The organism is Devosia honganensis, assembly GCF_042648785.1.
GTDB lineage: Bacteria > Pseudomonadota > Alphaproteobacteria > Rhizobiales > Devosiaceae > Devosia > Devosia honganensis.
On record NZ_JBHRYD010000007.1, the window covers coordinates 54539 to 74068 of the forward strand.

Genomic DNA, 19530 nt, shown 5'->3' on the forward strand with positions numbered 1-19530 from the left:
GAACCACGTCGCTCAGCGCGGGCCGGGATCCATCAGCGCGTGGATGCGGTCGGCGCCCATGCGGGCGAGCTTGAGCAGCAGCGCCTTGCGGCGGGCCGGTGCCAGCGGCGTATCGGGACTGTCGCGCAGGATCGCCCCGTCATGCCCGTCGGCGACGATCAACCCCTCGGTGAGGGGAAAGATGGCGGGGTCGAGCTCGGGCGGGCCGGCAAAGAAGAATTTGTCGGAAAACTCCCGGTATTCGGGCCATTTCCGGTCCACCTGGAAATCAATGAGGCTCGACTTGATCTCGACGATCCAGATCTCACCCTTGGGCCCCACGGCCAATATGTCGGCGCGCCGACCATTGGCAAGGGGCACTTCGGCATAGCAGGCCATGTCGTGCCGCTCGCGCAGCATGCGCATGGCCCCACGCTGCACGCGCAGGGCCGTGGCCGATTGCCGGAGATCGACGATGGGCGGCGGCTCCTCAGCCATTGGACCGCGCCGGCGCGGGCTTGGTTGCGGCGGGCGCCGCCGGCTTGTCGGTCCCCAGGGCGAAGCTCGAGGCCCACAGCCCCGCCAGCAGCAGCGGCAGGCACACCAGATAGGAGGCGCGGATATCGATGAATTCGGCCACCAGGCCCAGCAGGGGCGGGGCCAGGAAGAACACCACGAAGCTCACCTGGCCCAGCGCCGCCACATTGACGGCGGACGGTCGGTCGGTGCGCTGCGCCGCCGCCGAGACCGCCAGAGGATAAACCGCCGAGCAGCCCGCCCCCATCAGCGCGAAGCCCAGCAGCGCCAGTTCGGGCAGGGGCGCCACGCCCACCAGCAGCGCGCCCAGGCTGGCCAGGGTCAGCATGACCATGGCGACGTTGCGGGGCCCGTAACGGGTGACGATGGGATCGGCGAACAGCCGCACTGCCGCCATGCAGAAGGCGAACAGCGTCAGCCCCATGCCGCCCACGAAGGGCTCGGAGGAAAACACGTTGCGCATATAGATGGCCGACCAGTCGATCCCGGCGCCCTCGACGAGGAAGGCGGCAAAGCCGATGAGGCAGAGCGGCAGCAGGCCCCGGTGGGGGAAGGCGATGCGATGGCCGCCGGTCTCGTCATGGGCGCGGACCGGCTTGGGCGCGGCGGTGGCGCCGTGGATGAGATAACCGCCGACGAGGACGACGATGGCGGCGATGATCGCCATATGCATCCCCGCCGAGAGCCCCGACTGGCGGATCATGGCGCCGAACAGGGCGGTGACGAAAAAGCCCACGCTCCAGAAGCCGTGGGCGCGGTTCATGTAGCGCTTGCCGCTCTGCACCTCGAGCCGGTCGATCTCGACATTGAGGTTGATTTCCAGCGCCCCCGACAGCAGCCCGACGCAGAACAGCACGCCGAACATGGCCGGCGCGGTAGGCATGTGCGGCACCGTGGCGAACAGCACGGCCGGGCCGAGCGTCGTCACGAAGGCGGTGGCGCGAAAACCGAAGCGTTCGATGAGCGGGGCGCCGAAGGTGAGCGAGATCAGCGAGCCGATCGACATGCCGATCATGGTGAGGCCCAGCTGGCCCTCGCTGACGCCCAGGTGGGTCTGGATGTCGGGGAGCCTCGCCATCAGCGCGCCGGTGGTGAGGGCGAAGAAGAAGAAGCAGGCGTAGACCCGGTGCTGGGAGGCGATCATGGCGCCACCTCCCGCGTGACGGGCCGGGGAGCCAGCATATGGACCGTGGCGAGGCCCAGCAGCACCAGCGGGATGCCGGCTCCGAAGGCCCAGCGTATGCCAAAATGCTCAGCGACATAGCCCAGCAGGGGCGGGCCGAACAGGAAGGCGCTGAAGGAGATTTGGGCCAGCGCCGCCACGTTGATGGCGGCGGGCCGGTCGGTCTGCTGCGCGGCGGCCGACATGGCGAGCGGGAACAGCGCGCTCGAGCCCACCCCCAGCAGCGTAAAGCCCGCATAGGCGGCCCAGCCCCACGGCGCGAACAGGATGATCAGCGTACCGATTCCCAGCACCACGAGCAGGAAGCGGGCGACCAGCACCGGACTGAAGCGCTCGACGAAGCCATCGGCGAAGAACCGCGTCACCGCCATGGAGCCGGCAACGATCGCCACCGCGAAGCCCGACCAGAACGGCTCGGCGACGAACACGTCGCGCATGTAAATCGCCGACCAGTCGATACCCGCGCCCTCCAGCACCATGGCGGGCAGGCAGACCGCCACCAGGCCCAATATGGGCAGGGTGGGCCGCACGAAGCCTGACGGCTTGGCAGTGCTGCTGCCGGCGCGGTGCGGGGCCGGCTGGTATTGCCCCAGCACCGCCAGCGTCGCCAGCAGGACGAGCGGGATCATCAGCGTCAAATGCCATTGCGGCGACACGCCCATCTGGGCCATCAGCGCCCCCATCATGCCGGCGGTGAAAAAGCCCAGGCTCCAGAAGGCGTGCGCGCGGCTCATGATGCGTCGGCCAATGACCTGTTCCACCCGGTCGGCCTCGATATTGATGATGATCTCGATGGCGCCGATGGCGAGTCCCACCGGCACCAGCGCCAGAAAAAGCGTCAGCGGACCCGTGGTCCACATCGCCAGCGCGTAAAGCGCCGAGAGCAGCGGAATGGCGCCCAGCAGCACGCGCCGATAACCCACCGCCTCAAGGAAGCGCCCGACAAAGGTCAGCGAGATCAGCGTGCCGACGGCGGAGCCGATCAGCGCCAGCCCCAGCTGGCCTTCCGCAACGCCCATGGCAGTCTGGATGTCGGGAAGGCGCGGATACATGCTTCCCATGCAGAACGAATAAATGAAGAAGGCCCCGAAGATCTTGATCTGGGGCGGCAGCGCAAGGCCGAATCGCATGGCGGGGAAGAACTCGAAAAAGTCGGACTGGCCTAGGCTAGGCTATTTGCGCCGTCCTGAGAATAGGCTCGGGCCGCGTGTGGAACGGTTTATTGCAACGTTGCATTCCAGTCACATCCGATGTCCGGCATCGCCGCGGAAGAGGGCGGCGTTTTCGTGCATCAACCCGGCAATGCGCTCGGTGACCGCGCGCACGGCCGGCGTATGGCGCTCCTCGTGGTGGCAGACCAGCCATTGCTCGGTTTCGAGTTCGGGCAGTGGCGCGGCCATGCGCGCCAGGCGCGAATCCGCGTCGCCCACGAAGCAGGGGAAGACCGAGATGCCCGCCCCCGCGGCTACCAGTTCGAGCACGCTCATGGCATCGTTGCCGCGTACCGCGATGCGGTCGCCGTGATGGGCGTGGAGCCAGCGGGCCGAATGGGTCTGCCCGTGCTCCCCGGCGACGCCGACAAAGTAGCCGGCCGCCACGCCGTGGACCAGCCGGGGAAGGCAATAGAGCCCATAGGCGACCCGGCCCAGAAGGCGGCCAGCCAGCCATTGCTCGGTGGGACGCTGGTTGCGGATGCCGATATCGGCGTGGCGCCGGCCGATATCGACCTTCTGGCTGGCAGTCACCAGTTCGAGCCCGAACCGGTCCTTCACGGTCCAGAGCCGGTCGATATTTCGGGCGAGGAATGCCGAAGTCCAGGGGCCGGCCGAAACCCGCACCATCCGCTCCCCCAGCGCCCCTTCCTGCCATCGCCTGAGCGAGCGCATGGCCGCCTCCACCTCCTCGGCGCGGGCCAGTAATTCCTCCCCGGCCGGGGTCAGCCGGTAGCCGCTTCGGCTGCGCACGAAAAGCGGCTCGCCCACCTGTCGCTCCAGCGTGGTGACCCGACGGCCCAACGTCGCTGCCGAAAGCCCGGTCGTGGCCGTGGCGGCGCTGAGTCCACCCAGCCGCGCCACATCCAGAAACAGCCGCAGATCGTCCCAGGAAAAATCCATGTTCGACCTAGTTTTTCATTTTTGAAAATCGTGTTGCGTTTCCTCTTATAGCGAAAACCCAGGTCAGTATGCAATTTTTCGGAGCAACAGGCCGGCATGGTCGGCCTTCTCCCAAAGTCATAACGCCGAAACTGAAACGCCAACTGCTGTCTCACGCGGCCGGGCTTTGGGCTCTTTCACAGGAGACGAAAAATGTTCGAAACCATTGGCCGGCGTTTCCGCGCCTGGCGACTATTTTCCGTGACCTATCGCCGGTTGGTCCTGCTGGACGACCGGCTTCTCGCCGATATCGGCGCCGAGCGCGCCGCCATCGCTGAGTTCATCGCGGGGAAGCTGGAAGGTCAGCAGAAGGATTGAGGAGAGACATCATGACCATCACCCCCACATTGGGCTCGGCGTGCTGGACAAGAGGCCGCTGCCCGCCGCCATCATGGCGGAAGATCGAGACGGTGCTGAAACGGGAGCTGGATCCGGTCTAAGCCCTGCGCACCGGCTATTTTCTCCCGTTCCGGGCCTATCGCAGCCAGCCCTGCGGGCGGGGATGCAATTCCATCTGCCCGTCCCTGGTCGCCGCGTCGATGGCGGCGACCTCTTCATCGCTCAGCGTCAGGTTGTTGAGAACGCCCAGATTGTTCTTGAGCTGGTCGAGCGTGCGCACCCCGATCAGCGCCGAGGTCATCTCCTTGCGGCGCAGCACCCAGCTCAGCGCCAACTGCACCATGGACTGGCCGCGGGCCCGGGCGATTTCGGCGAGCCGGTCGACTGCCGTCAACACGCGCGGCTCGATATGGCTGGCGCGCAACGAGCCTTCGGGATTGGCGCCGCGCGTGCCCTCGGTCCTGCCGGAGGAATATTTCCCCGACAGCACGCCCTGGGCCAGGGGCGAAAAGGCGATCATCCCGATGCCCAGCTCGCCGCACGCCTCGATGGTGCCGTCCTTCTCGATCCAGCGATTGATCATGGAATAGCTGGGCTGGTGGATGGTGGTGGCGACGCCCATCTCCTTGAGAATCCGGTGCGCCTCGCGCGTCTGCTGCTCGGGATAGGAGGAAATGCCCGCATAGAGCGCCTTGCCGGATTTCACCGCATGGGCCAGCGCCCCCATGGTTTCCTCGAGTGGCGTCTCCGGGTCGAAGCGGTGGGAATAGAAGATGTCGACATAGTCCAGCCCCATGCGCCCGAGGCTCTGGTCGAGGCTGGCCAGCAGATATTTGCGGCTCCCCCATTCGCCATAGGGACCCGGCCACATATTGTAGCCGGCCTTGGTGGAGATGATCAGCTCGTCCCGATAGGGGCGGAAATCGCGCGCCAGCACCTGGCCGAACAATTCCTCCGACGAGCCGGCCGGCGGGCCGTAATTATTGGCGAGGTCGAAATGGGTGATGCCCTGGTCGAAGGCATGTCCGAGGATTTCCATGGCGGCGGGATAGTCGCGCGTCCCCCCGAAATTCTGCCACAGGCCCAGGCTCACGACCGGCAGCTTGAGGCCAGAGGCGCCCGAGCGGCGATATTGCATGGTGTCGTAGCGCGCCGGATCGGCCCGATAGGTCATGTCCTTCCCCCGATATCGTGGTTGCGGCCCTCGTGACGCCGGGGCCGGCCGGTGATATGAGCGGCGCGATGACCACGCCACGTTCCAGATCGACCGCCAGTGTGCCGCAAGCCCAGCATCCGTACAAGGTGATGGCGCTGTACAAATTCGCCGCCCTGCCCGATGCGGAAAGCCTGGTTGCGCCGCTCGGCGCCTTCTGCCGGGAGCGGGGGATCAAGGGCACGCTGATCCTCGCGCCCGAAGGCGTCAACGGCACCGTCGCCGGCGCTCCCGCCGCCATCGACGCCCTTGCCGACCATCTTTTCGCTACCGGTCCCTTCGGCACCCGCCTTGCGGGCGCGGAGGTGAAATATTCCTCCGCCGCGACGGCGCCGTTCCTGCGGATGAAGGTGCGCCTCAAGCCCGAGATCGTCACCTTGCGCGCGCCCGAGGCCGATCCCTCGCAGCGCGTCGGCACCTATGTGGAGCCGCAGGACTGGAACGCGCTGATCTCGCGCAACGACGTGGTGCTGGTCGATACCCGCAACGATTACGAGGTGGGGCTGGGCACCTTCCGGCGCGCCCTCGATCCTTCGACGTCCAGCTTCGTCGACTTCAAGAATTACGTGGCGCGCCATCTCGATCCCGGGCGCGACAGGAAGATCGCCATGTTCTGCACCGGCGGCATACGGTGCGAGAAGGCCTCGAGCTATCTTCTGAGCCAGGGCTTCGAGGAAGTGTTCCATCTCAAGGGCGGCATCCTCAAATATCTCGAAGTGATCCCGCCCGGGCAGAGTCGCTTTGAGGGGGAGTGCTTCGTCTTCGACGAGCGCGTCTCGGTCATCCATGGGCTGGAGCCCGGCACGGCGACGCTCTGCCGCGCCTGCCGCCATCCGCTGACCGAAGCCGATCGCAGCCATGCCGATTTTGCCGAGGGCGTTTCCTGTTCCCACTGCGCCCATGACGCGGCCAAGAGCCATGCTGCGGCCGAGCGGCAGCGGCAGATGACACTGGCGAGGGAGCGGGGCGGCGCGCATCTGGGCGATGCGGCGGCGCTGGAGGCGGAACGGGGCCGGCGGCGCAAGGCCCTGCGAGCCGAACGGTCGCGCCGCCTCGCCTCCCGCCTTTTCAAGGGGGAAGCGGCGGGTTAGAAGGCCGGGCGCAAGGGGACGGACATGGCCACCTATACCGACATCGCCCGCCGGGTCTACAACCACACTTTCAAGCTCGATCCGATCGTGCGGAGCTTGCTCGACACCGACTTCTACAAGCTGCTCATGCTGCAGATGGTGTGGGGGCTCTATCCCAGGATCGACGCCACCTTCTCGCTGATCAACCGGACCAGTTCGGTGCGGCTGGCCGACGAGATCGACATCGAGGAATTGCGGGCCCAGCTCGACCATTGCCGGACGCTGCGCTTCTCGAAAAAAGAGATGATCTGGCTGGCTGGCAACACCTTCTACGGCTCGCGGCAGATCTTTCAGCCGGGCTTTCTGCGCTGGCTGGAAAATTTCCGGCTCCCCGAATACCGGCTGGAACAGCGCGATGGACAGTTTGTGCTCGAATTTCCCGGCCGCTGGGTGGAAACCACGATGTGGGAGATCCCGGCGCTGGCCATCATCAACGAATTGCGCAGCCGCGCGGCGATGAAGCATTACGGCCCCTTCACGCTCGACGTGCTCTATGCCAGGGCCAAGGCGCGCATGTGGGAGAAGGTGGAACGGCTGGCCCGGCTCCCCGACCTCAAGATTTCCGATTTCGGCACGCGCCGGCGCCATTCCTTCCTCTGGCAGCGCTGGTGCGTGGAGGCACTCAAGGAAGGGATCGGAGAGAACTTCACCGGCACCTCCAATGTCAAGCTGGCCATGGACACCGATCTGGAGGCGCTGGGCACCAACGCCCACGAGCTGCCCATGGTGCTGGCGGCGCTGGCGCGTTCGGATGAGGAACTGCGCGAGGCGCCCTACCGGGTGCTGCAGGACTGGAAGAGCTATTACGGGGGCAATCTGCTCATCGTGCTGCCGGACGCCTTCGGCACCGATGCCTTCCTGCGCGACGCTCCCGACTGGGTGGCCGATTGGACCGGCTTCCGGCCCGATAGTGCCCCGGCCATCGAAGGGGGCGAGAAGATCATCGATTTCTGGCGTTCCCGTGGGCGCGACCCCAGGGAGAAGCTCCTCATCTTCTCGGACGGGCTCGATGTCGACATGATCGAGGAGGCCTATCTGCATTTCGACGGCAGGGTGCGCATGAGCTTCGGCTGGGGCACCAACCTGACCAATGATTTCGAGGACTGTGCCCCCGAGCCCAATCCGGGCCTGAGGCCCATCTCCATCGTCGCCAAGGTGAGCGAGGCCAATGGACGTCCCGCCGTCAAGCTTTCGGACAATCCGGCCAAGGCGACGGGTGACAGTGCGGAAATTGCGCGTTATCTGCGGGTCTTCGGTGATGCGGGTCGGGTGGAATACGCCGTCCGGGTCTGAGCGCGAACCGATGTAAATTTACACCATTGGCTGATGCGGTCCGTCCTGTGGAGAACCGGGCGGAGCCAGCCTGCGTTAATGCCGCGTGAACCATCGTCCGCCAGTTTGGCCGGCGGGGGCTCCGCGGAGCCGGAAATGAGTCTTGAACTGATCGATATCGCGCTGGCCGAACGCCAGAACCATCCCATTCTTCCCCAGCGCGTCACCGGCAAGGTCCGCGCCGTCCTCACCGAAACCATCGGCGGGAAGGAAATCCGCCACGAAATCATGGTGCCCGTCTGGCTGGACCTGCGCGAGGGCATGAGCGAGGAGGACATCGAACTGGGCCTGATGGTGAAGGCGGCAGACATCGTCGGCCGGCTCAAGCAGCATATGGTCCTGCCCGGAGGCTGACCCGGCTCAGCCGCGGGAGCGGTGCCGGAAGGCCGGGGCGGTGGCGAAATGGCGCGCCCGCCGCTCCAGCATCGCAAGACGCCGCCGGCGCTCGTCGCGCATGAACCAGACCAGGCTCGCCGCAACGATGATCCAGATTGCCAGGACCTGCCAGGCCATCGCGGCCTCCCCGTATTGTCTAAAGCGGGCCTTTATAGCTAACGCTTCGTTAATCCCGAAGCCCCTTCCGCCATTAGCCTTAACGGCCGCGCCGTTCTATTCCGGCTTCGGCAGGGCACCGCCGCGATTGAGCGCTACCAGCATGGCGCGCACCTGCTGCTCGGCTGCCCGGGTGACTTGTTTGCGGTTGTCGCCCTCGTTGAGGGCGAGAGGAGTGCCGAAGGCGACGGTTACGTCCTTGACCGGGCCGGCCAAAATCTCGCGGATGTTCTGCCCCACCGATTTGGACTTGATCCAGGCGATCAGCGAACGCTCGTTGCGGCTGACGGGCAGGCCCTGCAATTTGGTATAGGCGATGGTGAGAGGCTGGATCAGCACGTCGCTGGCGCCGGCCTCGATCATGGCATGCTGGGCTGCCCCGATCAGCGCCGAACGGAACGGCAGGACGTGGGTGCCGATATCGCTCTGGCCCTCCGCGAACAGCAGCACCGCATTGCCCCCGGCCATGTGCCGCCCCATGGCCTGTGCGGTGCGGCCGGCATCGGAGCGGCGGGTGCGGTCGACATAGATGGTGCGCTGGAGATTGGCCATCATGCCCACGAAGAACCATTCGCTCACTTCACGCTTGGCGACGAAGGTGACGTCGGCCACCGAGCCGATGGCGACGATATCGGTCCACGAGATGTGGTTGGAAACCAGCAAGGTGGGCCGGCCGGTGAAGGGTTCGCCGATGGTGGTGACGCGCAGGCCCAGAAATGTGCAGCCGATGCGGTGGAAGAGCCGCGGCAGCAGGTTCCAGAACGGCAGGCGCAGGGCGAGGACAATTGCCTGGAGCGGGATCACCACGATCAGGAAGGGCACGAAGACGAACAGGAAGAAGACGATCCTGAAGATCATTGCTCGGATGGGTCCCGTGCTGTCTTTGCGTCCGCCAGCGGCACGGCATAGAGCTCGAGCCGGTGATCGACCAGCCGGTAGCCGAGCCGCTTGGCGATCACTTCCTGGATGGCCTCGATTTCCTCGTTGCGGAATTCGATGACCCGCCCGCTGCGGATGTCGATGAGATGGTCGTGATGTTCGTCCGGAATCAGCTCGAAGCGGGCGCGGCCATCCTTGAAATCGTGCTTGGTGACCAGCCCTGCCTCCTCGAACAGATTGACCGTGCGATAGACCGTCGAGAGGGAAATGCGCTGGTCGAGGGCCGCGGCGCGGCGATGCAACTCCTCCACATCGGGATGGTCGGTGCTGTCCTCGATGACGCGGGCGATGGTGCGGCGCTGATCGGTCATGCGCATGCCGCGCGCGACGCACGCCTCTTCCAGCGTGGGATCGGAAGGTTTGCTGTTCACGCCATCGCTCCCTGCCGGGTTCCGGATGTGATGGGGTTAGCCAAGATCGCGCGCCATGACAAGCGCGGTGGCGGCTTCGCCGTCGGGCCTGCTATAATAGCCTCGTCGCTGCGAAATGGTGGCGAAGCCCAGTTTTTCGTAAAGCCGGATCGCCGCCTGGTTGTGTTCGTCGACCTCGAGGAACATGCGCCTGGCCGGAGACAGCATGAGATCGGCAAAGACCGCCTCCATCAGCGCGCGACCCACGCCCCGGCCCCGCCAGCGGGGGTCCACGGCGATGGTGAGCAGTTCCGCCTCGTCGGCGGCGATGCGGATGAGCGCGAAGCCGGCGATGCGCCGCCGCGCGTCGCAGGCGATATAGGCCGGCGTCGCGGCATCGCCGAGCAAGCCGGCGAATTCGTGGGCCGGCCAGCCGCGATAAAAGCTCTGGGCGTGGATGCGCGCCAACTCGGGCGCGTCACCGGTCTCGGCCGGCTCGATATGGAGCCCTCCCGGCGCCATCCACAATTTCATCATGGCAGGCGCCTCGGTATGCGGGCCGCGTCCTGCGGCTTGGCGTCGGCGTCGCGCACATAGGTGGCGCGGGGCGGAAAGTCCGCCTGGTTGGCATCGGCGGCGAAGCGCGCCAGCGCCGCGATGTCGACAAAGGGCGAGGTAATGATCGCAACGTCCTCGGGGATTTCCGAGCGGGCCGCCACCATGGGCAGGAGGCGCGGTCCATCTCCTCTGATGCCAGGCCCGGGGAAGATCTCGAAATAGGCCTCGTCCCGGCGCGCGTCGAGCAATACGGCAACGGGACCGGCCTTCGCCGAAAGCGCAATGGCAAACAGGCTCGGCACGCCCAGCACCGGCACATTGCGCGCCAGCCCCAGCCCCCGTGCCGCCGAAAGCCCGATCCGTAGCCCGGTAAACGAGCCCGGCCCGGTGGTGACGGCGACGCGCCCGATCGCCGCATAGTCCAGCCCGTTGCGCGCCAGCAGCGCCGCGATGCGCTCGAAGAGAATTTCCGCGTGGCCCCTGGCGATATCCTCCACCAGCACATCGACCCGCCCATCGGGCAGGGCCAGCGCCAGTTGCAGGCGCGGGGCGGCGGTGTCGATGGCAAGGGTCGGTGTTTGCGTCATGGAGCAGATTACCCCTCATTCGCCCTTCGGGCCCCTTCTTCCTCCAAGAAGAAGGGGGCATGGCGATCATCGATGCACCGAAACGGGTAAGGCGTGCCGGGCGCTTCGCCGCACTCCTATCGCCGCCCTTGGCGCAAGTCCATGCAAAACCATCGTCTTGACGCCCCTGTCGGGGGCGACCACCTTGCGCGCATGCTTGCTGATTCGCCCAAACGCAGCAGATGACCTGGCTGGCCGAAACCGCCATGCTGAGCCATGGCTGGCGCCGTTTCCTGTTGCTTGTCGTCGCGGGCGTCGTGGCCGGGCTGTCGGTGCCGCCGTTTTTCCTGCTGCCGGCGCTGTTCCTGGCCATGCCGGTCTGGGTCTGGGCGCTGGATGGCGCCGAACGGGGCCGGGGCTGGCGGCGCCTGTTCGGGCCGGCCTTCACCATCGGCTTCGGTTTCGGCCTCGGCTATTTCCTCATTGCCTTCCACTGGCTGGGCGCCGCCTTCTTCGTCGATGGCGGCTGGGTGCTCGCCGCCATGCCGCCCGCCATTCTCGGCCTTGCCGCGCTCATCGCGCTGTTCTGGGGGCTGGCCAGCGCCCTGGCCCATCTCACCTGGAGCCATGGCTGGACCCGCATCGTCACGCTCTCGGCCTGGCTGGCGGCGGCAGAATTCGCACGCGGGCATCTGTTTACCGGCTTTCCCTTCGATCTTCTGGGCTACAGCCTGACCGGCACGGACGAGATGATGCAGCTCGCCTCGGTGATCGGCGTTTACGGGCTTACCTTCCTCGCTCCGCTGCTGGCCATGACGCCCGCCCTGATCTGGCCCGCCGATGGCCGGCCTCTCAGCCGTCGGCTGGCGCCACTCTTTCTCGCTCTGGCGGTGATCGCCGCCCAACTGGGCTATGGCTGGAACCGGCTTGCGGGCACTATCGCCACCGAGCGGCAGGACATGGCGCTGCGGCTGGTGCAGCCGCTGGTCCATGAGCACGCCGATTTCGGCAATGTCGATCCGGTGGCGCTGGTCGACCGTCTGGTCATGCTCTCGGATATGCGCATGGACCCGCAGGACCAGGGGCTGGCGGACATCACTCATCTGGTCTGGCCCGAATCGAGTCTGCCGTTTTTCCTCGAGACCTATCCCGAGGCGCTGGCGCGGATCGCCCGGTTGCTGCCCGAGGGCGCGACGCTGCTGGCGGGGGTGCCGCGCCGGCCCTATGGACTCGATGCCTCCGGATCGTCGGCCCCGCCCTATAATTCCGTGCTCGCCATCGACAGCGGCGGCGAGGTGGTAGCCAGCTACGACAAGGCGCATCTGGTGCCGTTCGGGGAATATCTGCCCTTTGCCGGTACTTTCGCCCGGCTGGGCATCACCCAGTTCGTGCCCGGCGCCGAGGGCTGGTCGGCGGGCGATGCGCGGCGGCGGCTGATGAACTTGCCCGGCGCGCCGGCGCCGCTGGTACTGGTGTGCTACGAGATCATCTTTTCAGGCGATCTGGGCGATACCGGGCAGGCCCAGTTCCTGCTCAACCTGACCAATGACGCCTGGTTTGACGCTTCTATCGGTCCCGAGCAGCATGCCCATCACGCGCGCATCCGGGCGGTGGAGGAAGGGATGAGCCTGGTCCGCGCCGCCAATACGGGCCTCACCTTCGCCACCGATCCGCTGGGGCGAATCAGCGGCCAACTGGTCAGGGGGCAGATGGCGGCGCTCGACGTACGGCCGCATCAGAAGTTGGAAGGCACGGTCTTCGCCCGAGTGCGGCATTGGCCCTTCCTCATCGCCGTCGCCGCCGGCATGCTGATCGGCCTGGTCGCCGCGCGCCGTCCCCGCCGCAGCCTGCCCGAATAGAAAACGCCGGCCGCGATTTCTCGCGGCCGGCGTTTTCCGAAACTGGTGCCCAGAAGAAGACTCGAACTTCCACGCCTCGCGGCACACGGACCTGAACCGTGCGCGTCTACCAATTCCGCCATCTGGGCGACGGGCGAGTAACTAGGGCGGCGGCCGGGCATTGTCAATGCGCTTGTGGCCGCTTTCAGAACTTAGCGCCGTCCCAGTGCCGGATCGCATTGCGATCTACCGCCGGCGCGTCCTCCAGGCATCCCACATTGACCATCACCATCCGATTGCCTTGCCCGTCGCTGCCACGGGCGAAGGACTCGATGCCGCAGGTGCGGCAGAACAGATGGTCGATCTTTTCCGTGTTGAAGCGATAGAGCGTCAGATTGTCCTCGCCCGCGAGCAGCCGGAAATCCTCTGCGGGCATCGATTGCATGACCCATCCAAGGCGCCGGCAGCGCGAGCAATTGCAGTCCCCCATGGAAGCAAGCCCGGTGCGGGCGGTGAAGCGGACGGCGCCGCAATGGCACTGGCCCTGATATTCGCGCATTTCAGTCATAGTCTGGCTCCTTTGCTGGAACAAAAAAAGAACGTATTTTCCCGGCGAGTCAACCCGTTTCCGCGCTGGGGGATGTGCCGGAGGCTCGACAGAGGCGCAGCCCGTGGGCTAGAAGCGGTCTCAATTCTTCTGCGTGTCCGGGAGCCCTCAAATGGATCGTAATGCGCCCAAGCTCGTCACCGTGTTCGGCGGGTCGGGATTCGTCGGCACGCAGCTGGTGCAATTGCTGGCGCGGCGCGGCTATCGCATCCGCGTCGCGGTGCGTCGCCCGGACCTGGCCGGTACGGTGCGCATGTTCGGCGGCGTGGGACAGGTGGTCCCCGTGCAGGCCAATCTGCGCAACGAAAATTCGATCCGGCGGGCCGTTGCCGGGGCGGATATCGTCATCAACCTGGTGGGCATCGGCTTCGAGCGCGGCAAGCAGCGTTTCGCAGCCGTGCATGTCGATGGCGCCGCCGCTATCGCCCGCGCCGCGGCGGCGGCAGGTGCCGGGTCGCTGGTGCAGATGTCGGCACTGGGTGTCGACGCCGCCGCCGAGGTCAGCGCCTATGCGCGCTCCAAGCTGGACGGGGAAGCGGCGGTGCTGGACGCCTATCCGCAGGCCGTCATCATCCGGCCATCGATCATGTTCGGGCAGGACGACGGCTTCTTCAATCTGATGGGCACGCTGGCGCGGCTGCTGCCGGTAATGCCGCTGATCCATGCAGGGACGCGTTTCCAGCCCGTCTATGTGGGCGACGTCGCCGAGGCGCTGCTCAAGGCCGCCGAGGGCGAGGTCAAGCCCGGCCGCGTCTACGAGCTGGGCGGCCCGGACGTCGAGACGCACAGGGACCTACTGCGGCGCATCCTGCGCGAGGCCGGACGCAACCGGCCGCTACTGCCGGTGCCGCCGGGGCTGGCCCGGTTCGGGGCCGCGCTGCTGGGCCTGCTGCCGTTCAAGCCACTCATCACCGCCGACCAGGTGGCGCTTCTGGGCGTCGACAACGTGGTATCGGACGCCGCCATTAAGGAGAAGCGGACGCTGGCCGGTTTCGGCATCGTCCCCACCGGCATGGACAGCATCCTGCCCACCTATATGTGGCGCTTCCGCCGCAACGGGCAGTTTGACCGGGAAAACGGCGCCGGCGACGGCGTCGCCGCCTGATCCCTTCCCATTCCTTGGTTGCTTACGCCCCGGAGGCTCCCTCCGGGGCGTTGTCGTCTGCACGTCCGGGCGATCGGCAAAATAGTCCGCGATATATCTTGAAACCGGCTCGAAACGCCCCGATCTGCGGCAATAGGGCTTTTCAAGATATATCTGGAGATACGATCATGAGTTCCTATTGGAAGAACGGCGAACCCAACTGGCGGCGCCTCGAGGCGATGGCGCGGCGCGGCTGGGGCCGGATGCAGCGGATGGCGGACGACGAATTTGGGCAGGTCGGGGGCAATTTCCGCATCGGGCGGATGCTGGCCTCGGGCGACCTGCGGCTGGTGGCGCTCTATCTTATCGAGCAGCAGCCGCGCCACGGCTACGATCTGATCAAGGCGGTGGAGGAGCGCTCCAATGGCGTCTATTCCCCCAGCCCCGGCGTGGTCTATCCGGCGCTGACCTATCTGGAGGAAGCCGGTTTCGTCACCTCGGCGGCGGACGGCAACAAGAATCTCTACACCATCACCGCGGAGGGGCGGACCCATCTCAGCGAGAACCGCGAGGCGATCGAATCGACGCTGGATTTCCTCGCCCGCACTGGCGAGCAGATGAACCGGTTCCGCGAATTCGTGCGGGCCGACTGGCCCTTCGGCGGCGAAGGCCGGCCCGAGGACGGCAACGTCCCGCCCCATTGGGGCGAGCGTCCGCGCCCTGACGACCGGCCCATGCACGATGCCCTGCCCGAGCTTGAAGCCTCCCGCAAGGCCCTCAAGGCCGCGCTCAAAAAGGCCCGCCGCGGCAGTGAGGAGCAGCAGCGCCGGGCGGCCGACATCCTGCGCCGCGCCGCCGCCGAGGTCGATGGCCTCGGCGATGACGAGGTGGATCTGTAAGGATTTCATCCCCGCTCCCTCTTCTGCATGGGGGAGGGAGCGGGGAGCCGGCGTCAGCCGGCGAAGAAGGATTGGGTGCCGTGCGCCTCGATGGCGGTAGCGAGGCGTCCCAGGGCGTGGATATAGGCGGCGGAACGCACCGAAACGTCGCGTTTGCAGGCGATGTCCCAGATGGCGCGGCCCTCGCGCTCGACGATCTTGAGCAGGCGGGCGTGTATCTCCTCGAGGTCCCAGTAATAGCCCTGCCGGTTCTGCACCCATTCGAAATAGGAGACGGTGACACCCCCCGCATTGGCCAGGATGTCGGGTAGGACGATGACGCCCTTGCCGTTGAGGACCGTGTCGGCCTCCGGCGTGATCGGGCCATTGGCCAATTCGAGTACCACTTTGGCCTTGATGGCGTCGGCATTGTGCCGCGTGATCATGTCTTCGAGCGCCGCCGGCACCAGCAGATCGGCCTCCACCGCCAGCAATTCGTCCGGCGCGATGACCGTGGCGCCCAGCTCCGAGGCCATGTCGGCCACGTGGCAGCCGGAATTCTTGCCCGCGATCAGCTTTTCGACGTCGAGCCCGCCCGGCCGGTAGATGGCGCCAGCCGAATCGGAGACCGCCACCACCGTGTTGCGGTCGGCGGCGCTGAGGCGAGCATAGAACTGGCCGGCATTGCCGAAACCCTGGATGGCGACGGAATGGTCCTTGTCGAGGCCCAGTTCGGACGCCAGATGCCGCACGAGATAGAAGCCGCCGCGCGCGGTGGCGTCGGTGCGTCCCAGCGAGCCGCCCAGCGCGATGGGCTTGCCGGTGATGACGGCGGGGGAGACCTGGCCGGTGATCTGGTTATATTCGTCGGCCATCCAGCCCATGATCATGGCATTGGTGTAGACGTCGGGCGCGGGGATGTCGCGGTCCGGGCCGATGATATTGGCGAAGGCCTGCACATAGGCGCGCGACAGGCGCTCCAGCTCGGCCCGGGACAGCTTGTGCGGATCGACGCGGATCGCGCCCTTGCCCCCGCCATAGGGCAGGTTCATCACGGCGCATTTGAAGGTCATCCAGAAGGCCAGCGTCTCCACTTCCTCGATATTGGACTCGGGATGGAAGCGGATGCCGCCCTTGGTGGGGCCGCGCGTATCGTCATAGCGGCAGCGCCAGGCCAGGAAGGATTTGCGCGACCCGTCGTCCATGCGGATGGTCAGGCGCGTCTTGGTGGTCTCGCGCGGATATTTGAGTTTCTCGGTCACGTCCGCATCGATCTGGAGATGATTGGCGGCTTCTTCCAGGCGGATGAGCGCGCGGTCGAGCAGGGTATCGTCGGACATGGTTGACCCTCATGGACGGGAGTTATGCGGGGACGCATAAAAATGGGGCCTGTACTGCCACGGGCACCGCGTTAGGTCAATAATCCTGACACATATAGCGGCGAAATATTCTACCCCGGTCATTGACGGGGCGCGGCGAGGCGTCGACATATCGGCGATGAGCGCCATTCGAGGTCACGCCGTGCTATTGTCCGCGACGCTGCCGGATATTGTGGTCAAATCGGACGATTATCACCGCGTCATGCTGCTGGCGGAACGTGCCCATAAGGCCATGCCGGACGTGTCGGCCTATCTCGAACGCGAATTGCGCCGCGCCGCGATCTGCCATCCCTGGGACCGGGCCGGCGTCTCCATGGGCCAGCGAGTGCTGTTCCGGCTCGATAACGAACCGCGCCTGCGGCTGGGAACGCTGAGCTATCCCGACCGTCCCTTCGGGGAAAGGGGCAATGTACCCATTCTGGGCCCGGTGGGCGCGGCGCTGATCGGCATGCGCCGCGACGCGGCGATCGAATGGGTGGATGGGAAGCGGGTGCGGACGCTGACCGTGCTGGATTACGGCTGGTAGGCGCCCGATACGAACAGATTGCGGTCGAATAACACCCAGAAGGCCAGCACATTGGTAAGCATGTGCGCGAGGGATACGTAGAACACCGAGCCCGTGCGCCAGGCGATCCAGCTCCAGAACAGCCCTAGCGCCGCCGTCCCTCCGACCAGCGCCGCCGCGCCGCCGTCGAAGACCACGCCATGACTGAGCGCCAGCGGCACGTGCCAGGCGGTGAACAGCGCCCAGCCCAGCCAGAAGCCCAGCGCCGGACGGTCGCGGAAGCTGGAGAGGAACCCGCCGCGCCAGGCGATCTCCTCCAGCGGCGCGTTGATGCAGGCGATCAGCATGGCCAGCCACATGCCGCCGCTGGTCAGGATGGCGGTATTGGGCACGAAAGTGACCAGCGACACCAGCAGCACCTGGAGCAGCAGCAGAGGCAGCAGCCACCAGTCGCGCCAGGCCAGCCGCTCGGATAGCAGCCGCCCGTCATTGCCGGGCAGGGCGTAAAGCCCGATTGCCGGCAGGCAGAAGCCCAGCCAATAGGCGGTGAGCGAGAAGAGGAATCCCGCCCTGGAGTCCCGGGCGGTCAGGGCCGGCACCAGAAGCGCCATCGCTCCCACGAGCAGGATTGCGTGGAGGCAAAGCGCGATCTGGCGCCGCGTCATCCTCCGTTCAGAGCCAGGGGCGGTCGGACGCCATCCTGCCTTCGAAGGCGGAAATGGCGGGATCGGATTTCAGCGTGCCGGCGATGTCGTCGAGCCCTTCGAGCAGCACGTGCTTGCGCGCCGGGTCGATGTCGAAATGCAGCGTGCCGCCATCAGGCCCCTTGATGGTCTGGCTCTCCAGGTCGATGGTGAGCGTGGCGTTGGAGCCGCGCTCTGCATCGTCCAGCAAAAGCTTGAGCTGCTCGGGCGTCACCACCAGCGGTAGGATGCCGTTCTTGAAGCAGTTATTATAGAAGATGTCGGCGAAGCTGGTGGAGATCACGCAGCGAATGCCGAAATCGGCCAGCGCCCAGGGGGCATGCTCGCGCGAGGAGCCGCAGCCGAAATTGTCGCCGGCGATGATGATCTTCGCCTCGCGATAGGCGGGCTGGTTGAGCACGAATTCGGCGTTTTCCGAGCCGTCCTCATTATAGCGCATCTCCGAGAACAGCGCGGTTCCCAGACCGGTGCGCTTGATGGTCTTCAGATATTGCTTGGGGATGATCATGTCGGTGTCGATATTGATGATCGGCAGGGGCGCCGCGACACCGGTGAGGGTGGTGAATTTTTCCATTGGGGCAAACCTCGCTATTGGCAAGGGTCTTTGCGCAAAAGCGCCGTTGCGGTCAAGGCTGGAGCGGGCGAAAGCGTCAGGCGAGCAGGCTTTCGCGCGGATCGACGCCTAGCATGATATTCAGGTTCTGCACCGCCGCGCCCGAGGCGCCCTTGCCCAGATTGTCGTAGACGGCGCAGATCACTGCCTGGCCGGCTCCGTCATTGGCGAAGACGTGCAGGGTCAGCGTATTGGTGCCGTTATGCGCTTCGGGGTCGAGCGTGGCGGTCCTGCCCAGCTCTGGCTCGTAGGGCGCGACCCGCACAAAGCCGCCGGGAATGGCGGCGAAATGATCGGCGAGCGCCGCGTGCAGTTCCTTGCCCGACGGCATCGAGGCGACCATGTCCAGATGCAGCGGAATGGCGGTGCTCATGCCCTGGGCGAAATCGCCCACCACCGGCAGGAAGAGCGGCGCCCGCCCGAGCCGGCCATAGAGCGTCATCTCCGGCAGGTGCTTGTGGGCGAGGGTGAGGGCATAGGGCATGTAGTGGCTGGCCGCCGTGCCGGCCCGTTCGTAATCCTCGATCATCTGCCGCCCGCCGCCCGAATAGCCCGAAATGCCGTGATAGGTGAGGGGATAGTCCTGCGGCAGCAGGCGGGCCGCGACCAGCGGACGGAGAGCGGCGATCAGCCCCTGCGGCCAGCAGCCCGGATTGGTGACATGGCGCGCCGCCGCGATGGCCTCGGTCTGGCCCGCCTCCATTTCGGCAAAGCCGTAGACCCAGCCCTCTTCGGTGCGGTGGGCGGTGGAGGCGTCGATGACCCTGGTGGTGCCGTTCTCGATCAGCCGCACGCTCTCGCGCGCCGCGTCGTCGGGCAGGCATAGAATGGCGATATCGGCGGCGTTGAGCAGGCGCTTGCGCTCGTCCTCGTCCTTGCGCTTGTCGGCGGCGATGGAGAGGATTTCGAGGTCGCGCCTGCCGGCCAGGCGCTCGCGGATCTGGAGGCCCGTAGTGCCGGCTTCCCCGTCGATGAACACTTTGGCGACCATTGGTTCCGTCTCCTTGTCTGGCGAGGGGTAAATGGGCCGGGCCGGACGCCGCGTCAAGCCATGGGCGAGGGCGCCGGGATTGTCTTCACCCGCCGCCGGT

At 66.1% G+C, this 19530-nt stretch carries 23 protein-coding genes and 1 tRNA gene; 8 read left to right on the plus strand and 16 right to left on the minus strand.

What is annotated here, in order from left to right; translation table 11 throughout:
* Positions 1-12 precede the first annotated feature (12 nt).
* The 4 genes from ACFOOL_RS09170 to ACFOOL_RS09185 all read right to left on the minus strand — a co-directional run bounded on the left by ACFOOL_RS09170 (position 13) and on the right by ACFOOL_RS09185 (position 3813).
* On the minus strand, positions 13-477 hold the full coding sequence (locus ACFOOL_RS09170) for an MmcB family DNA repair protein (RefSeq protein WP_380096661.1): 465 nt from the start codon (positions 475-477) through the stop codon (positions 13-15).
* The gene (locus ACFOOL_RS09175; RefSeq protein ID WP_380096662.1) at positions 470-1660 is read right to left on the minus strand and encodes an MFS transporter; all 1191 of its coding nucleotides are present in this window, start codon (positions 1658-1660) and stop codon (positions 470-472) included. The genes ACFOOL_RS09170 and ACFOOL_RS09175 overlap by 8 nt, the downstream gene beginning before the upstream one ends.
* Positions 1657-2829, minus strand: coding sequence for an MFS transporter (locus ACFOOL_RS09180; RefSeq protein WP_380096663.1), 1173 nt, complete (start codon positions 2827-2829; stop codon positions 1657-1659). Before ACFOOL_RS09180 ends, ACFOOL_RS09175 begins: the two co-directional genes overlap by 4 nt.
* A gap of 111 nt (positions 2830-2940) precedes the next feature.
* A complete protein-coding gene (locus ACFOOL_RS09185) occupies positions 2941-3813 on the minus strand; it encodes a LysR family transcriptional regulator (protein WP_380096664.1) in 873 nt (290 codons plus the stop codon).
* Positions 3814-4005: 192 nt separating this feature from the next.
* Here ACFOOL_RS09185 and ACFOOL_RS09190 point away from each other — a divergent pair, with 192 nt between their 5' ends.
* Positions 4006-4170, plus strand: coding sequence for a DUF1127 domain-containing protein (locus ACFOOL_RS09190; protein ID WP_380096665.1), 165 nt, complete (start codon positions 4006-4008; stop codon positions 4168-4170).
* Between the two features lie 157 nt (positions 4171-4327).
* Here the strand turns inward: ACFOOL_RS09190 and ACFOOL_RS09195 are convergent, their stop codons facing one another.
* Positions 4328-5365 (minus strand): aldo/keto reductase, encoded by a 1038-nt coding sequence (locus ACFOOL_RS09195; protein WP_380096666.1) that lies wholly within the window; start codon positions 5363-5365, stop codon positions 4328-4330.
* Positions 5366-5433: 68 nt separating this feature from the next.
* Between ACFOOL_RS09195 and trhO the strand changes: the two genes are divergently transcribed.
* From trhO to ACFOOL_RS09210, 3 genes are all read left to right on the plus strand, one after another.
* Positions 5434-6495 (plus strand): oxygen-dependent tRNA uridine(34) hydroxylase TrhO, encoded by a 1062-nt coding sequence (trhO, locus tag ACFOOL_RS09200; protein WP_380096667.1) that lies wholly within the window; start codon positions 5434-5436, stop codon positions 6493-6495.
* 24 nt (positions 6496-6519) lie between these two features.
* Positions 6520-7827, plus strand: coding sequence for a nicotinate phosphoribosyltransferase (gene pncB, locus ACFOOL_RS09205; protein WP_380096668.1), 1308 nt, complete (start codon positions 6520-6522; stop codon positions 7825-7827).
* A 135-nt stretch (positions 7828-7962) separates the two neighbouring features.
* Complete coding sequence (locus ACFOOL_RS09210; RefSeq protein WP_380096669.1) at positions 7963-8220, plus strand: hypothetical protein; 258 nt, start codon at positions 7963-7965, stop codon at positions 8218-8220.
* 6 nt (positions 8221-8226) lie between these two features.
* On the opposite strand, the gene ACFOOL_RS09215 is transcribed toward ACFOOL_RS09210, so the two are convergent.
* The 5 genes from ACFOOL_RS09215 to tsaB form a co-directional block, all read right to left on the minus strand.
* Positions 8227-8379: a hypothetical protein gene (locus tag ACFOOL_RS09215; RefSeq protein ID WP_380096670.1), complete on the minus strand. Its 153-nt coding sequence runs from the start codon at positions 8377-8379 to the stop codon at positions 8227-8229.
* A 96-nt stretch (positions 8380-8475) separates the two neighbouring features.
* Entirely contained in the window at positions 8476-9276 is an 801-nt protein-coding gene (locus ACFOOL_RS09220; protein WP_380096671.1) for a lysophospholipid acyltransferase family protein, read from the minus strand.
* The gene (locus tag ACFOOL_RS09225; protein ID WP_380096926.1) at positions 9273-9674 is read right to left on the minus strand and encodes a Fur family transcriptional regulator; all 402 of its coding nucleotides are present in this window, start codon (positions 9672-9674) and stop codon (positions 9273-9275) included. Before ACFOOL_RS09225 ends, ACFOOL_RS09220 begins: the two co-directional genes overlap by 4 nt.
* 90 nt (positions 9675-9764) lie before the next feature.
* Complete coding sequence (rimI, locus tag ACFOOL_RS09230) at positions 9765-10244, minus strand: ribosomal protein S18-alanine N-acetyltransferase (RefSeq protein WP_380096672.1); 480 nt, start codon at positions 10242-10244, stop codon at positions 9765-9767.
* A complete protein-coding gene (gene tsaB / locus ACFOOL_RS09235) occupies positions 10241-10852 on the minus strand; it encodes a tRNA (adenosine(37)-N6)-threonylcarbamoyltransferase complex dimerization subunit type 1 TsaB (RefSeq protein ID WP_380096673.1) in 612 nt (203 codons plus the stop codon). The genes rimI and tsaB overlap by 4 nt, the downstream gene beginning before the upstream one ends.
* A gap of 221 nt (positions 10853-11073) precedes the next feature.
* Between tsaB and lnt the strand changes: the two genes are divergently transcribed.
* The gene (gene lnt, locus ACFOOL_RS09240; protein WP_380096674.1) at positions 11074-12690 is read left to right on the plus strand and encodes an apolipoprotein N-acyltransferase; all 1617 of its coding nucleotides are present in this window, start codon (positions 11074-11076) and stop codon (positions 12688-12690) included.
* A gap of 43 nt (positions 12691-12733) precedes the next feature.
* On the opposite strand, the gene ACFOOL_RS09245 is transcribed toward lnt, so the two are convergent.
* Positions 12734-12818: transfer RNA gene (locus ACFOOL_RS09245), tRNA-Leu, on the minus strand.
* Positions 12819-12874: 56 nt separating this feature from the next.
* Positions 12875-13237: a GFA family protein gene (locus tag ACFOOL_RS09250; RefSeq protein WP_380096675.1), complete on the minus strand. Its 363-nt coding sequence runs from the start codon at positions 13235-13237 to the stop codon at positions 12875-12877.
* Between the two features lie 151 nt (positions 13238-13388).
* On the opposite strand from ACFOOL_RS09250, the gene ACFOOL_RS09255 reads away from it, so the two are divergent.
* Positions 13389-14381 (plus strand): complex I NDUFA9 subunit family protein, encoded by a 993-nt coding sequence (locus ACFOOL_RS09255; protein WP_380096676.1) that lies wholly within the window; start codon positions 13389-13391, stop codon positions 14379-14381.
* Between the two features lie 167 nt (positions 14382-14548).
* The gene (locus tag ACFOOL_RS09260; protein ID WP_380096677.1) at positions 14549-15259 is read left to right on the plus strand and encodes a PadR family transcriptional regulator; all 711 of its coding nucleotides are present in this window, start codon (positions 14549-14551) and stop codon (positions 15257-15259) included.
* A 53-nt stretch (positions 15260-15312) separates the two neighbouring features.
* On the opposite strand, the gene ACFOOL_RS09265 is transcribed toward ACFOOL_RS09260, so the two are convergent.
* Entirely contained in the window at positions 15313-16578 is a 1266-nt protein-coding gene (locus ACFOOL_RS09265) for a Glu/Leu/Phe/Val family dehydrogenase (RefSeq protein WP_380096678.1), read from the minus strand.
* A 157-nt stretch (positions 16579-16735) separates the two neighbouring features.
* On the opposite strand from ACFOOL_RS09265, the gene ACFOOL_RS09270 reads away from it, so the two are divergent.
* Positions 16736-17143, plus strand: coding sequence for a nucleoside diphosphate kinase regulator (locus tag ACFOOL_RS09270; protein ID WP_380096679.1), 408 nt, complete (start codon positions 16736-16738; stop codon positions 17141-17143).
* Here ACFOOL_RS09270 and ACFOOL_RS09275 read toward each other — a convergent pair.
* From ACFOOL_RS09275 to argC, 3 genes are all read right to left on the minus strand, one after another.
* Positions 17131-17787 carry a CPBP family intramembrane glutamic endopeptidase gene (locus ACFOOL_RS09275; protein WP_380096680.1) on the minus strand — a complete coding sequence of 219 codons (657 nt, stop codon included), beginning with the start codon at positions 17785-17787 and terminating at the stop codon, positions 17131-17133. The two genes, ACFOOL_RS09270 and ACFOOL_RS09275, sit on opposite strands and share 13 nt — an antisense overlap.
* Before the next feature lie 7 nt (positions 17788-17794).
* On the minus strand, positions 17795-18400 hold the full coding sequence (gene leuD / locus ACFOOL_RS09280) for a 3-isopropylmalate dehydratase small subunit (protein WP_380096681.1): 606 nt from the start codon (positions 18398-18400) through the stop codon (positions 17795-17797).
* Positions 18401-18476: 76 nt separating this feature from the next.
* Positions 18477-19430, minus strand: a complete 954-nt coding sequence (gene argC / locus ACFOOL_RS09285) for an N-acetyl-gamma-glutamyl-phosphate reductase (RefSeq protein ID WP_380096682.1) — start codon at positions 19428-19430, stop codon at positions 18477-18479.
* Between the last annotated feature and the right edge of the window lie 100 nt (positions 19431-19530).